Genomic DNA, 14,687 nt, shown 5'->3' with positions numbered 1-14,687 from the left:
TTTCATGAGCGAATTGGCTTTCTCTTCATTCACTTTAATTGGTGTGGATGCACAAAAATTTCTACAAGGACAGGTCACTTTAAATACAGAAGCATTGGCTGAAAATGTCACGCGTTATACCGCTATTTGTGATCTGAAAGGTCGTATCCACTTCGGTTTGTGGCTAAAAAAGGTCAATCCTGAACACTTCGAAATTGTCACAACTGCCGACCAAGCAGATGAGTTTTCTAAACACATTAAAAAGTATGGTGCTTTCGCTAAAATGAAACTAGAACTCATGGGTTCAGTTTTTCCAACACTCGTTGATGATACGACTAATTTTTCAGCAGAAACGACCGATATTACTGCTTGGGAAGTATCAGCCATTCAAAATGGGCAAGCTTTTATCACTCAAATCACGCAAGGTTTGTTTCAACCTCAAGAGCTTCGTTTGCATCAACGTGAAGGGATTCAATATGACAAAGGTTGTTATTTGGGTCAGGAAGTTATTGCACGTTTATGGTTTAAAGCGAAGCCTAAAGCATGGTTGCATGTGATTCAGGGTTCAGGTGATGTGCCTGCTTTGGGTGACCAACTTCACAAAGGTATTCAAGTGGTGAATAGTGCTGCTTTTGAGGATGGTTTTATTGCCCTTGTGGTGGCTCGTCCTGATGCTTTGGCAGAGTTAGAAGTCACTGTTTTAGACTTGCCTAAGTATTTGAGTGGTGAGGTGGCTAGACCGCAATAACTCTATAAATTTTAAAATGTTGTGATACATTAGCCTCTAAGTTTAGGGGCTTTTTTATGACTGGAAAATTATACTATTGGGCAGAAAATTTAGATGGTTATAGTTCTGATAATGAACAAGATTATGACCAAATTATAGAAATAAAACGACTGAATTTTTTTATTGGTAAAAATAATGCTGGGAAGAGTCGTTTTTTGAGAAATCTTGTTTTAAATGAAAAATAAATTTCTGATTATTCTTTGACATTATTTAAAACCAATATAGAAGATAATTTAATCTCTAAATTATCAGGTGCTGTTCGGACAATCCAAAGTAGGGACAATTTTTCTTCATATACTCTAGGTGATCTAACGTCGACAACTCCAAATAAAGACGAAGCCATTATAAGAACAATATTACAAAAGCTAAATTTAAGTAAATATGATAAAAACAAGTACATCACTGCTCTAAAAGAACTGCACGATGAACTTATAATTTATAAAAAGAAGCCAAATCGAGATCTACTATTTAAGGATGCTATTACCGAAATTTCTGAATTAGTTAATTTTAAAAAACTCCCTGAAAATAAAAATCTATATATTCCTATTTTAAGAGGTATGCGCCCTGTTACAGAAACAGTAAATAAGCAACCATATATAGAAAGAGCACAAAAAGATTACTTCTCTAATAGCCAAAAATTTGATTCAAAAAATATCATTACAGGTAAATGCCTATATCATGAACTCAAAATTCATTTACTTGGCGAACCCGAACAACGTGAAATTATTAAAAAATATGAAGAAAAATTAAGCCAATATTTCTTTGATAATGAAACTGTTACGCTTATCCCTAAACATGACCAAGATGTAGTGAATATCAAAATAGGTGAAGATAAACAGCGCCCTATTTATGAGCTTGGAGATGGACTACAACAAGCAATCATTCTGACCTATGAAACATATATTAAAAAGTATGATGAATATGGGAATAAGCAAACTTATGCTTTTTTTATAGAAGAACCTGAACTTCACATGCACGCAGGTATGGTTCGTCAACTCATGAACTTCTATCTAAATGAAACCAATCACTATTATTTCTTTACTACACATTCCAACCATCTTTTAGATATGGCTGATGAATCAGATCAAGTTATCATACAAAAATTTGTAAAAGAGCCTAAAGAAAATTCAAAGGAATTTGATTTTAAAATTTATCGCTGTGACCGAGATCGCGACCTACTCGCTTCATTGGGTGTAAAGCCTTCTTCTGTTTATTTAGCCAATTGTACAATTTGGGTTGAAGGTATTATAGACCGCTTATATATCACTAAATATATGGAAAAATATTTAGCTGAATTAAAGGACTCTGATCCTGAGCTTTATAAAAAATATCGTCGTTTTATGCCAAATTATCACTATACATTTGTGGAGTATGCAGGAAGCAACTTAACTCATTGGTCATTTAGTGATGATTATACAGATCATCTCGATGATAAAGGACTCAGCGCAAAAGCCGTAGCAAGTGAAATGCTACTTATTGCTGATGATGATATTCAAACTAGACCCGAACGTGTCAAAGCATTACAGAAAGAACTAAAAAAAGAAAATTATTACATTCTTAAATGTAAAGAAACAGAAAATACCTTACCCAAAGATTCAATTATTAATGTAGCTAAAGTTAAATTCGCGAGAATAAACAAGGATACTAAAAAAAGTTATGACATATTATTAATTGATAATATTACTGATGAAAACTACTTTGATCACAGTGAGTTTGGTATCGGGAAACTCCTTGACCAAGCAATTAAAAAACCAAAATCAACCTCTAATAAAACAGCTTTTTCCGATGGTTTAGGCGTAGGAACAATTAAGGATAAATTAAAATTCTGCCGTGAAATCATTAAGGATTTTGATGAAAATCCTGATTGGCAACTAACACCAAAAGCGAAACAACTCTGTGAGCATATTTTTCAACATATTGAAAAGTGTAATTCTTAAATCTATTCTCATTAATCAGCCAAAGTTTAAAAAGCTTTGGCTTTTTTATAACTATTCTTTCCGCCTCACATAATAAATAACCCCTGCCCGATCATCTGAAAAGTAAAAGGAATTTGCATCAATCCGAAAAATATCTGCTGGTCGCCCATTCACTGTTTTACCCACTAAAAATCCATCCATAAATGTTTCAAGTTTTTGCCCTTTGCGCATAATGGCAATTTTATATCCATGCCCGATCGATTCATCAGTTGAACCATGCAAAGCGACTAAAAAAGCATTTTTGATTGTGTCATCTGTATTCGGATCATCAAAATAATCAAAACCAAGTGCTGACGAATGTGATGGAAAATAAGCATAAGGCGATGGTATATTTTTACAGCCTGAGGCACGTTTGAATTTTGGGTCTGCAAAAATTTTACCATTCGACGAATAACATGACGGCCAACCATAATCCGCATCACGTTTCAGCGCATAAAAGGTTTCATCAGGTTTATTTTTCCCTAAATGGTCTGCCCCTTGATTGGTGGCAAATAAAAATTTACCGACCCATTTCAAGCCCACAGCATTGCGTAAACCCGAAGCATATATCTTTTGTTCTGAACCATCAGGGTTCATTTCTAAAACGCTTGCCCGAACTTTTTCTTTCTCTACACAAGCATTGCAACTAGATCCAACTGAAACATAAATTTTACCATTACCACCGACTGCGATGGTTCGTGTCAGATGCCAACCGCCATATTTATAACTAAGTCCATAATCAGGAAAAGTCGCTAGTATCTCCGCCGTACTTGTTGGTTTTATTTCACCTTTGTTAAATTTTCTTCGGGTGAGTTGATGCGTTTCTGCAATATATAACCAGTCCTGTCCATTGGTATCTGTATAAAACTGCACAGAATTAGGATTTTTTAAACCTGTCATATAGGAAATAACTTTACCAAATTTTCCTGTTGTAGCATTCCAATCATCTAAAATGTAAACAGTGCCTTTTTTATTATCAGACAAATCGTACATATCTGTGACGAACATTCTACCATCGGGTGCTTTAGCAAAAAAACGTACTCGTTTTAAGCCTTCTGCCGCAGGAATGATGTCGTAGTTTATTGGAAGATTTAAAGAAAAATACTTTCCATTTTTTAATTTTATTGGATGCGGAATAAGCTTAGGTTGCTCTGCTAAACTTGCTGTTGAGCAAATTAAACCTATGCATAAAATCGACAGTATTTTTATCATTTTTAAATCCGTCCCGACTCATCTTATCTTACAAAAAATAGCTTTTTGATGTGATATAAATGAAATACTTTTGGCTGAAATATATTTTAAAGAATATATTTAAAAACAATCATCCACAAACAATAAATTGTGAGAAATCCTCATTAACTATCTTTTTATTTGTAGCCGTAATCAATGGCGAAGTCCAACAGCAGAGCGTATTTTTGCAGTGGGTTATGGTATTCATACTCGTTCTGCAGGAACGAGTCGTCATGCAAAACATTGCTTAACCGTTAAAGACATTGCTTGGGCAAATTATATCTGTGTCATGGAACAAAAACATAAAGTATGGATTAAAGAAAAATTTCCTAAAGAGCTATTACATAAGAAAATTATTGTTTTAGATATTCCTGATGATTATCAGTATATGGATGAAGATTTAATCGAAATACTCAAACAATCTATGCAAAGCTATATCGATTAAATCTATATTTTTAAGCAAAATATTCAATCAGAATATTTAAAAATGTTCCCATCAAAATCCATGAAATAACTTATTCATGTCTTTGCATAAATAGTCTTTAAATTGGTATGCACGGGCATGTTTGGCATCAAACTTTGCAGTGACTTCACCCTTTTGAAAAATATAAACACGGTCTTCTTTACTGACTAAAAACTCACCACCAAGTCTCATCAGCAAAGCATCAATTTTGTCTTCATCGGCAATACTTTCATCTTCAAGCACTCTTAAATAATTACGCTTAATGCCTTTAATAAACATACATCTTCTCAAATTTCATTTAGTCTGCGATTTAAACAAATTCCAACTCATCTGCAAAGCCTTATCGAAAAATTTAATCAGTCTAAAAATACTGTTTATTTGTATATTCAAAATGAATATAAATTAAGAAAGAAATTCATAATTTTAGGTTGTTCAGTTTCATTGTAATATTCATAAGTTTACGTATTTTCAATAACTAAATCACATAAATGCATCAACAAATACAATTGAGATGTTTACATTCATAAATTTCAAATTATGATTAAAATCTATCTAAAACATGTGTTCCACTACATAAATGGAATTATGTCGCAGTCACAATAAGGTTATTACAACGATGAAAAAAATTCTGATCGCATCACTTCTTGCACTCACTTCAATTTCTGCATTTGCAGCACCTGATCAAAGTGGACTTGATCCTGCCTTTGCCAAAGTTCAACAGTATTTACAAGCAAAAAATTACACGGCGGCTTATACCGAACTAGATGTTATGGCAAAAGCAGGCAATGCCCAAGCCATGTACAATCAGGCATATATGATCCAAATGGGTCAAGGCACAGCAAAGAATAATGGTAAAGCACTCAAACTTTATCAAGAATCATCAGATAAAGGCTATTCAGTCGCAAGTTATGTTTTGGCTCAAAGCTATGCTACAGGTGAATTAGGGCTTACCAAAGATGCGAAAAAATCTAAGACCTACTTAGAAAAAGCATCTTCACAAGGTTTTGATGATGCAACACTTGAACTTGCAGTCATGGCTTTTGCAGAAGGTAAAGACAAAGAAGCACTACAAAGAATTGATCCGCTCATTAAAAAAGGCAATTCACAGGCCATTCATACCAAAGCGCTATATGACATCACTCAAGGTTATAAAACCAAAAATGAAACTTTGGTAAAACAAGGCTTGAATGCCATTCGTGACCTTGCGACAAAAGGCTATGTGCCTGCGCTCATGGCTGTGGCAAATATGATGACTAATGGCAATATTATTGAACAGAACTTACCTGAAGCGAAAAAGATCTATACTGCTTTGGCAAAAGATAATATTCCAAAAGCGAAAGAATCTTTAGATGTCGTCAATAAACTGCTTGCCGAGCAAGCCAAACAGCCTGCACCGAAAAAATAAAAATCTTGAAAATGACTGATTTATTTGGCTCAGTATCAAACATGATAATGAGCCATTTTTATGATACTTATTTATGACTCTTGAATATTAGATTTAATAAACTACCACCACAACGCAATTAGACTACTAACCACCATAAAACCCACCACTGTACTGAGCATCAATGGGGTTAACACTTCTTCTCTTAAGCCGTAACCCTGTCCCAATATGCCAAATAATGTGGGCATTGGCATTGCAGCAATTAACGTACCTGCATACAGCATTTCCTGACTCACACCCACAGCAGATAATCCTAAATACACACCTAATGGCATCAGCATATTATTAGAAAAGACTAACCAAATGCTTTGTACATTAATAGAGCGAATTCCTAACCCAGCCAAACTACCACCAATCGCAAACAATGCCAAAGGTGATGCTGCTTGTCCTAACATACCAAGTACTTGATCTAAATATTTAGGTAATGGAATCTTTAAGGTTGCACAACCGATTCCTAAAATCACTGCAATAAACAATGGATTAGTCAATAAAGTACGTGCGGTACTTTTTATAACAGACCATAAATCGGACTGCTTTTGCAACCCCATTTCGGCAAGAATTAAAACAGCAGGAATCAGCAATACACTTTCAATAATTACGACCAATGAGATATAAGTAGTGGCTTGGTGTCCCATTAATAGGCTCAACACTGCGGTTCCAATCAGCCCTGTATTTGACATACAAGCACCCATCGAAAAAATCGCAGTATGTGCCTGATTGGTATTTTTGAAAACTTTCTTTGCAACCCAAAATGTTAAGCAGAATAATAAAAAAGTCATGCCTGCATACACGAGAAAGTACGAAGGTAACCAAATCTCTTTTAAATCTTTTGAAGCTAAAGCATGTAACAATAATGCAGGTAATGCGACTTTAATGACAAATGCACCCACTGAATCTATTTGTACTTTATTCAGTAGATTTATTTTTACAGTGAGATAACCTAAAAAGAGCAGTAAAAATATAGGAATCACCACAGCAAAAATCATCTTTCTTACATCCTGAATTTAAATTATGAAATAAGCTGTCATTCTAGAATGATTTGGTTAAAAAATCTCACAATAAAGTAAAATTACACATTTAAAATGCATTGAATAACTGTTTTACTCCATGAGGTTGACAACGTAAATACTGTGGTGCAATTGCTATTTCTGCACCTAAAGTTGCTGCTGCATGCCAAGGCCAACGTGGGTCGTATAGCATCGCGCGTGCCAAGCCAATCGCATCGGCTTTATCCTGTTGCAAAACCTCTTCAGCCTGCTCTGGTTCTGTAATCATTCCTACCGCAATTACAGGAATATTCACCTGTTGTTTAATGGCATGTGCAAAAGGTACTTGGTAATTTTTTCCCACTTGAATGTGTTGGTTAACATGCAAACCACCTGAGGAAACATGTACATACACAGCCCCACCTTGTTCTAAACATTTTGATAATTCAATGCTCGATACAAGATCCCAACTGTCAGATCCTACGCTTTCAGCATCCATCCAATCGGTAGCTGAAATACGAACTCCAACAGGATAACCTTGAGGAACAGCTTGATGAATTGCCTGTAAAACTTCGAGTGTTAAACGCATTCTGTTTTCAAGACTACCGCCATATTGATCGTTACGCAGATTAGACAAAGGTGACATAAACTGATGCAATAAATACCCATGTGCAGCATGTATTTCAATTAGATCAAATCCTGCATCAACTGCACGTACTGCCGCTTTGGCAAAATCTGCAATCACTGTTTGAATCTCGGCAATACTTAAAGTATGTGGCGTAATATCACTTGGTTGAAATGCAATGTTACTTGCAGAAACCGTTTGCCAACCATGCTCGTGATCAGGCGGAAGTTGTCCCCGACCCAACCATGGTTTATCTGTAGATGCTTTTCGCCCTGCATGCGCAAGTTGTACAGCAAAAGGCATAGGTGAAATTGATTTTACTTTTTGCAATACAGCTTGCATCTGATCGCGTTGTGCATCATTCCACAGACCTACATCAGCAAAACTAATACGTCCCTCAGGCTGAACTGCCGTTGCTTCAACAATGCACAAGCCTGCGCCTGACAAAGCATAATTTGCCCATTGTTGTTCGTGCCAATACGTAATTTCACCCTGATTTGTCGCAGAGTATTGACACATCGGTGCAATCACAATTTTATTAACTAATTGCAAAGTGCCAAATTTAATCGGCTCAAAGAGTTTAACCATTCACGATCTGCCCTGATTTTTAAAGTATGTCTTAAAATTGCTTGGTAATGCTCAAACCTGCACTCCAATTGATGCCATCCGCTGGTTCAAAGAAGCGTCCATTACCATCATTTACAATGACTGAGCCAATGTAGTCTTCATCAAATAGATTATCGACACGGGCATAACTACGAATTTTCCAATCGTTATTTTTCCAAATATATCCAATATTTGCACTGGTCACCGTATAACTTGGTGCAGTATCCGTATTTAAATCATCGACATAGATTTTATCCATATAGCGTACATCAACACCTGCATTGAAACCTGTTTCTGGTTGCCATCCTAAAGACAGATAGGCTTGATTCTTCGCAACACCCGGAATTGCATTACCACGTTGTACAATTTTTGCAGGATCTGTATTTGTAATATCAGCATCAAAAGTTGCGTCTAAATAACTATAACTTGCTTGTGTACTTAGCTCACGCCAAAGTTTTTTATTCCATGACAACTCAACGCCTTGACGTAAAGTTTTATCTGCATTTTGGAAAGTTGCTCGACCATCAACAGAACCCGCCGAAACAATGTCATCATTTGTGTTGCTTTGGAAAATCGCCGCTGTAAAGTTACCTAAACGATTTTGTGATTTCACGCCGAGTTCATAGTTATCACTGCTTGATGGTTTGAGTGCAAAATTTATGCCCGATGTTCCTACAGTTGGATATGCCATTTCAGTGAATGTTGGTGTTTCAAACCCTTTGGAATAACTGATATAGCTACTCACTTGCGGTGTCATTTCCCAAGTCAAAGCAGCCGAAGGCAATACCTTGTTATAGTCTGTTTTACCACTATCATTATCATTTCCTGTCGTAATGTAATGATCTTCAGACTCATAATGCACATTGCTATAGCGTAAGCCTGTGTCTATACGCCATGTTGGTAAAAAACTCCAAGATGCTTGTAAATATGGATCTAAATTCCACAATGTATTTTTTTCATCACGGCGTAAATTTCCTTTTACACCAAAGTTATTATTGGCATCGAAATTTTCATAGCCTTGACGATCTTCATTCATCGCATCATAGGCAAGACCTGCACTCACTCGAGTATTCGGCAATAAATCTTTACCAGTCCAACGCAAATCTACACCATAAAAATCACGCTCAAAATCAATAACACCACCTGCATGACGGGCATTATTCTGCGCTGCTTTTGGAATGGATTGATACTGCGTAACCTCACGATGACCTGCATAAATCATGCTATAAATTTCATGACGATCGTTCAAAGGTTTAAGCCAATTTAAACCAGTTTGCGTCTGATTAATCTCTTTGCGTACATCATATTGATTTTTAGCATCATTAACTTGCTTAGGATCGGCTTTCCACTGTGCTCGGCTTAAACCTTGTGGATCATCGGCATTAATATCAACATGATTCAATAACCAATTGATTTTTGAACCGTCATCCAAACTCCAAGTCAACTTGGCATTACTTAATACTTTTTTTGCTGCACTATGATCACGATAGCCATCGGTATCAAAGTATGATGAACTAACAACATAGCTTGGCTCATTGGCATGATCTGCACCGCCCTGCAAAATAATATCTGCACGGCCTTTATTATGACTACCCCCGGCATAGCCGACTTCAACAGAATCTTTACCTTGTCCTTCTTTGGTTGTCGTTAAGATCGTCCCCCCCGAAGAATTCCCATATAACGCTGAAAATGGGCCACCCAAAACTTCAATATGATCTAAACTTACTAAATCAATATTGGATGTTTGCCCCTGACCATCAGGCATAGTTGCAGGAATACCATCGACATATAAACGGACACCACGGACACCAAACGTTGAACGTGCGCCAAAACCACGCATAGAAAGTTGTAAATCTTGCGCATAATTTTCACGGTTATTTAACTGTAAACCCGGTACACCACTCAGTGTTTCTGTTAAATTCACACCTAAATTATTTTGATGATCCTTTTGTTCTATTCGATATACCGAAGCAGGTGTATCTAACCAAGCAGTATCTGAACGAATAGCTTGAATGGTTATGTTCGGTAACTTTTCAAACTTTTCCGTATTTTTATTATTTTCAATCGAATGATCTACCTCTGTTACAGATACACTCCCTTCTGTTTGTGCATACCCTTGTTGGCAAAGCAAAATCGCTATGCAGAGTACTGAGGGTTTAAAAAAATGAACATTCGAAATACTCTGCATACCTGTTGCCCCCAAGGCCTTATTTTTAAATATAATTAAAAAATAAATTTACTCCCCAAACCAATCACAAGTGCATTATCCACTTGATTAGTTGCTCCTGGATAAACCACATACTGTAGTAAAGGACGCAACATTAACCATTTGGCAGGGTAATATGAATAATTTAATTCAAGATTATACTCCGCATCTTTATTCAGTAATGTTGTATTGTTTTGCTGATGCTTGACATTAGTATAGTCACGATAACGATCATTAATATGCACACGATTGATCGCAAAACCTAAAATATCATTTGGATGACTTTCAAATAATCCATAATATTTTAGACCCAATTGTTGCGAGTCTGATACCGCAGTCGTAGTACGGTCATGGAAAGTAAAATTACCAAAACTATGTAAACCTTGACGTCCTGAACCTGTAGAAGTCAATTGCTGTTCAAAAGCGATCCAACCGCCATAGCTACGATCTTCACCAACCGATTTTGCTAAATAAGCCACATTATACTGATTTTTTGCATCATCAGCCGTATTGTACAAAGTTCCCAAACGATAACTACCTGGTAGATTGCTTAAGCCCTTTTTCGGTGACCACACGACTTCACTGAGAACATTTACACCATCTGCATTTTCAGTGTCCAAGTTCCAACCATGTCGCTCTAAAGCATTTTCAGGGTTATATTCAAATACACCAACTTGAGCGAACAGTTCAGGCGTTAAATTATATTTAACACGTCCACCCCATTGTGAAACAGGTGTGTTATACCAAAGCTTGCCTTGCCATTTCCCCATTTGTGCAGCACAAAATGCATTACCCTGAAAATCACATGCCATCGTATTAAATTCAGTTCCTAAGCCCATACGACCTAAACGTACGTCCCAACCTGAATCAAATTTTTTATCAATATATAATTCACTTAAACGGCTGCCTGAGTTACCACGTCCCCAATTGGCTTGTGAATTTGCCCATTGTGGTGCATTCGGATCTTGAATACCTTCAATACTCGTACTTTGCCCTTGCCTTGCAGTTACTAATGCTCGAACAGTCACACCATTCCAACCCGCAAGTTTATTCATATCCAATGTTGTACCCACCCCAAACTGCGTACCAAACGTCGGTGATTGATGAGCATCGAAACCACCATCTGCCAAGTACGAACCATCAACAGCAATCGCCCCGTCAAATTTAATGCCTTTGTCCGCTAATTCTGTGCGTGTACCATTCCAATCCCCTGTCATGGTTGTAGCATTGGGGTCAAATGCTTGTTCAGCATAAGATGAGGTCATCAACATTGTTGTCGATATAGCCAATAAAGAAAGTATAAATTTATTCATTATAAAACTCGAAAGAAGATAAATGACGTTTTGTAGATTGGATACAAGCAATTCCATACCTTAATCAATATAAATACGTCGAAATTCAAGAATCTAAGTGTGGTATGGGCGAGGCAATTTGCCATGGCTATACATGATATTGATCAGAAAATTACACGATTTATAAATTTTCACTATCTGCTTATTTTTATTAGTCATTCAACTTTTATTTATGCAACAACTTAGTCATTGATAACCTAAAGTATTTTATTAATCACTATATTTTTCGGATAATATTTATCATAAAAATATTGATTATTCACATAAAATTTACACCATCAAACACGCACTGTTATCTATCAATACAACCATACAGATACTTTATTGAAATTGATTGAACGCATACAATAGATACATCCATGATTTTGCAGTGCTAAATACTGAGTTCACTATGCCCGAATTACCCGAAGTCGAAACCACTAAAGTTAGCCTAGAACCTCTACTTGATCAAAAAGTACTGAATGTACAGGTTCATAATGCTCGACTGCGTTGGGCTATTCCAAACGACATTAGCAAACTTAAGGGTCAAAAACTCATTGGTCTATCTCGTCGTTCAAAATATATTTTTGCACAGTTTGAACAAGATACCATGCTGTGGCATTTGGGCATGTCAGGCAGTTTTCGCCTCTGTCAACCAAGTGATGAACGACGTAAACATGATCATCTTATTATTCAGTTTGAAGATATCGAATTACGTTACCACGACCCACGTCGTTTTGGTTGCATCTTGTGGCTTAATGATGACTCTCAAACCAAACTCATCGATACACTCGGTCCTGAACCGTTAAGTGATACCTTCGATGCAGATTATTTGGCGACAAAGTTAAAAACTAAAAATACTGCAATTAAAGTTGCCATTATGGACAATCATGTAGTGGTTGGTGTCGGAAATATTTACGCAACTGAAAGTTTATTTAATTTAGGCATTCACCCTGCCCAACCTGCGAAAGATTTAAGCAAAATTCAAATTGAAAAACTTGTTATTGAGATTAAACGAATTTTGAAGCAAGCCATTGATTTGGGTGGTTCAACCTTACGTGACTACAGCAATGCGATGGGAGAAAATGGCTATTTTCAACAAACCTTGCTTGCTTATGGTCGTAATGGGGAAATGTGCGTGAACTGCGAAACCACGCTCGAAAACCTTAAGCTTGGACAGCGTGCAAGCGTCTTCTGTCCTACGTGCCAACCGTTAAAGAAGCCAAAAACTGTGGCTAAAACTCAACAACTATCAGGTAAAGCCCAATGAAAACCGCAATCGTTCGCCATATTTTGGTCAAAGATAAAGAACTTGCATCTCAATTGAAGAAAAAAATTCTCGATGGTGCTGATTTCACTAAAATTGCCAAACAACATTCAACCTGTCCTTCTGCCAAAAAAGGTGGCGAACTTGGTGAAGTGAAAAAAGGACAATTAGTTACACCTATTGATAAAGCCGTATTTAGCCTTGCTGAACGCGAACTACATGGCCCAATCAAAAGTCAATTTGGTTGGCATTTACTGGAAATTAAATTCCGTATGGATTTTTAATTTTGTTGTTGGCATTCTTTTTCAGAGGTTGAAATAATATCACCTTTCCGAACTGGACCTAATTTTTCGCTTGGATCAGAAGTATACACAAAAATAATTGCAGAACTTAACGGTTGCCTAGGCTCTTCAATCATCCCAGACCATAGTTTTCCATGACCTTGAATAATGCAAATTTGCTGATGCTTAAATAATTTACGAGCATCAGATGTGTTGATTTCTATTCTTTGCTCAATCGGTGTTTCAGGGTCATCACTGTCCAATAAGTCTTGTGTTATATCTTGTGCATCATGTATCTGAGCATGTAAAGGCACATTTAATACCACAGTTTTCAACTGTTTTGGTAAGTCTTGAAAAGATGGTGCTTGCTCTTCTTCACCACTATATCCTTTATAACTTTGCTCAGTACAATCTATTCTTTTTAAGAAACCATCTTCACTTCCAAATTGATTATTCCATGAGATTTGTCGAGCCACGCTTTCAAAGTCATTCACTAAGTACTGATCTGCCTGCTTTTGCACTAAAACTAAATCTTGTGCAATAAATTCATTATCTTGTTTAGATTTTTCTAGATGTATTACATCTTCATTTTTTATATAATCTCCTGAAATATCTAAAATTACATTTGCAGGTTTTAATGGCTCATAGCTTTGTTTTTCAAACTTTAATATTTGATATTTTTTATCTTTTAAACCAACAAATTTAAATTGACCAAACATTGTTTGAGTAAAATACAAACCATTTTCTTGTGCTTTCTGAACGAACAGCTCACACATCGACTTAATTTTAGGTTGCATCTCTGTGCTGAATTCATTTACAAACTGTTCATCAACTTCTACTTTTGCATGGCAAGCACTAAACAACATCGGCAATAATAAAATCGCACAACACTTTTGAATTTTTAATATTTTATTTTTCATACAATGTTTTCTATCTATACGTTTTTACGATCTCTGCATACTTATTGATATAATCTCTAAACATTTCTGCACGAGTCGTAAAATAATAAATTTCTCGCCCATTTAAGACCAATTGTTCAGGTGTCTTGCCATTACATAGACCATGACCTGATCCCACTGCTGAATCAAGTATTTCAAAACTTTGCTGTGCAAGTTCTACAGTATCAAAGCTAAATACCAAAAGTGTAAAGTCAGGTCGAGTTTTTTTATCATCCCCGACTTTGATCTGACTCACCCCACGATAAGAACGAATACCCTCACCTTTGACTTTTATCACTTTATTTTGATCACAATCATTTTCAGACCAACTTGTACCGCTGTCTTTTTCAAATAAATCAAACTGATTTTTCAACAATTCAGTTTGTAAATGAGCCATTAATGCCTCATTTTCTTCAATACTATTGGTTTCAATCGTTTCATATATTGTATCTTTATTTGGAATATCGGCAAAACTTAATGGCTGACTTGCAGAGATAGGCGTTATTTTTTCTTCTTGAACATCAGGTTTAGGCGTATTTTGTCCTGATTCTGTACAACCTAAGAGTAAACTCATGCACGTGATAATCAA

At 36.2% G+C, this 14,687-nt stretch carries 14 protein-coding genes and 1 pseudogene; 7 read left to right on the top strand and 8 right to left on the bottom strand.

Annotated elements, in window-relative coordinates; genetic code table 11:
- Window positions 1-4: 4 nt before the first annotated feature.
- The 3 genes and pseudogenes from ACK2M2_RS05125 to ACK2M2_RS05115 all read left to right on the top strand — a co-directional run bounded on the left by ACK2M2_RS05125 (window position 5) and on the right by ACK2M2_RS05115 (window position 2,703).
- On the top strand, window positions 5-727 hold the full coding sequence (locus ACK2M2_RS05125) for a YgfZ/GcvT domain-containing protein (protein ID WP_419346397.1): 723 nt from the start codon (window positions 5-7) through the stop codon (window positions 725-727).
- 56 nt (window positions 728-783) lie between these two features.
- Window positions 784-934, top strand: a pseudogene (locus ACK2M2_RS05120) (hypothetical protein); the annotation flags it as partial.
- 311 nt (window positions 935-1,245) lie between these two features.
- Window positions 1,246-2,703 (top strand): ATP-dependent nuclease, encoded by a 1,458-nt coding sequence (locus ACK2M2_RS05115; RefSeq protein ID WP_419346465.1) that lies wholly within the window; start codon window positions 1,246-1,248, stop codon window positions 2,701-2,703.
- Between the two features lie 51 nt (window positions 2,704-2,754).
- Here ACK2M2_RS05115 and ACK2M2_RS05110 read toward each other — a convergent pair whose 3' ends face one another.
- On the bottom strand, window positions 2,755-3,933 hold the full coding sequence (locus tag ACK2M2_RS05110) for a PQQ-dependent sugar dehydrogenase (protein WP_419346395.1): 1,179 nt from the start codon (window positions 3,931-3,933) through the stop codon (window positions 2,755-2,757).
- Between the two features lie 142 nt (window positions 3,934-4,075).
- Between ACK2M2_RS05110 and ACK2M2_RS05105 the strand changes: the two genes are divergently transcribed.
- On the top strand, window positions 4,076-4,396 hold the full coding sequence (locus ACK2M2_RS05105; protein ID WP_419346464.1) for a low molecular weight protein tyrosine phosphatase family protein: 321 nt from the start codon (window positions 4,076-4,078) through the stop codon (window positions 4,394-4,396).
- Between the two features lie 51 nt (window positions 4,397-4,447).
- On the opposite strand, the gene ACK2M2_RS05100 is transcribed toward ACK2M2_RS05105, so the two are convergent.
- Window positions 4,448-4,693: a hypothetical protein gene (locus ACK2M2_RS05100; protein WP_419346393.1), complete on the bottom strand. Its 246-nt coding sequence runs from the start codon at window positions 4,691-4,693 to the stop codon at window positions 4,448-4,450.
- Between the two features lie 337 nt (window positions 4,694-5,030).
- On the opposite strand from ACK2M2_RS05100, the gene ACK2M2_RS05095 reads away from it, so the two are divergent.
- A complete protein-coding gene (locus ACK2M2_RS05095) occupies window positions 5,031-5,819 on the top strand; it encodes a tetratricopeptide repeat protein (protein WP_419346392.1) in 789 nt (262 codons plus the stop codon).
- A 101-nt stretch (window positions 5,820-5,920) separates the two neighbouring features.
- On the opposite strand, the gene ACK2M2_RS05090 is transcribed toward ACK2M2_RS05095, so the two are convergent.
- The 4 genes from ACK2M2_RS05090 to ACK2M2_RS05075 all read right to left on the bottom strand — a co-directional run bounded on the left by ACK2M2_RS05090 (window position 5,921) and on the right by ACK2M2_RS05075 (window position 11,594).
- The gene (locus ACK2M2_RS05090; RefSeq protein WP_419346390.1) at window positions 5,921-6,844 is read right to left on the bottom strand and encodes an AEC family transporter; all 924 of its coding nucleotides are present in this window, start codon (window positions 6,842-6,844) and stop codon (window positions 5,921-5,923) included.
- Between the two features lie 91 nt (window positions 6,845-6,935).
- Window positions 6,936-8,057 carry an NADH:flavin oxidoreductase/NADH oxidase gene (locus ACK2M2_RS05085; RefSeq protein ID WP_419346389.1) on the bottom strand — a complete coding sequence of 374 codons (1,122 nt, stop codon included), beginning with the start codon at window positions 8,055-8,057 and terminating at the stop codon, window positions 6,936-6,938.
- A gap of 31 nt (window positions 8,058-8,088) precedes the next feature.
- Window positions 8,089-10,263 (bottom strand): TonB-dependent receptor domain-containing protein, encoded by a 2,175-nt coding sequence (locus ACK2M2_RS05080; protein ID WP_419346387.1) that lies wholly within the window; start codon window positions 10,261-10,263, stop codon window positions 8,089-8,091.
- A gap of 35 nt (window positions 10,264-10,298) precedes the next feature.
- A complete protein-coding gene (locus ACK2M2_RS05075) occupies window positions 10,299-11,594 on the bottom strand; it encodes a carbohydrate porin (protein ID WP_419346385.1) in 1,296 nt (431 codons plus the stop codon).
- A gap of 430 nt (window positions 11,595-12,024) precedes the next feature.
- Between ACK2M2_RS05075 and mutM the strand changes: the two genes are divergently transcribed.
- Entirely contained in the window at window positions 12,025-12,882 is an 858-nt protein-coding gene (gene mutM, locus ACK2M2_RS05070; RefSeq protein ID WP_409510860.1) for a bifunctional DNA-formamidopyrimidine glycosylase/DNA-(apurinic or apyrimidinic site) lyase, read from the top strand.
- Window positions 12,879-13,163, top strand: coding sequence for a peptidylprolyl isomerase (locus tag ACK2M2_RS05065; RefSeq protein ID WP_409510859.1), 285 nt, complete (start codon window positions 12,879-12,881; stop codon window positions 13,161-13,163). Before mutM ends, ACK2M2_RS05065 begins: the two co-directional genes overlap by 4 nt.
- Here ACK2M2_RS05065 and ACK2M2_RS05060 read toward each other — a convergent pair.
- Window positions 13,160-14,080, bottom strand: a complete 921-nt coding sequence (locus ACK2M2_RS05060; protein WP_409510858.1) for a hypothetical protein — start codon at window positions 14,078-14,080, stop codon at window positions 13,160-13,162. The two genes, ACK2M2_RS05065 and ACK2M2_RS05060, sit on opposite strands and share 4 nt — an antisense overlap.
- A gap of 10 nt (window positions 14,081-14,090) precedes the next feature.
- Window positions 14,091-14,672 (bottom strand): hypothetical protein, encoded by a 582-nt coding sequence (locus tag ACK2M2_RS05055; protein WP_409510857.1) that lies wholly within the window; start codon window positions 14,670-14,672, stop codon window positions 14,091-14,093.
- Window positions 14,673-14,687: the final 15 nt, after the last annotated feature.

Origin of the sequence: Acinetobacter sp. TY1 (assembly GCF_048551395.1) — a bacterium.
In the GTDB taxonomy this organism is placed as follows: domain Bacteria; phylum Pseudomonadota; class Gammaproteobacteria; order Pseudomonadales; family Moraxellaceae; genus Acinetobacter.
The sequence above is the reverse complement of the archived record's forward strand: the minus strand, read 5'-3'. Positions and strand labels throughout refer to the sequence as shown.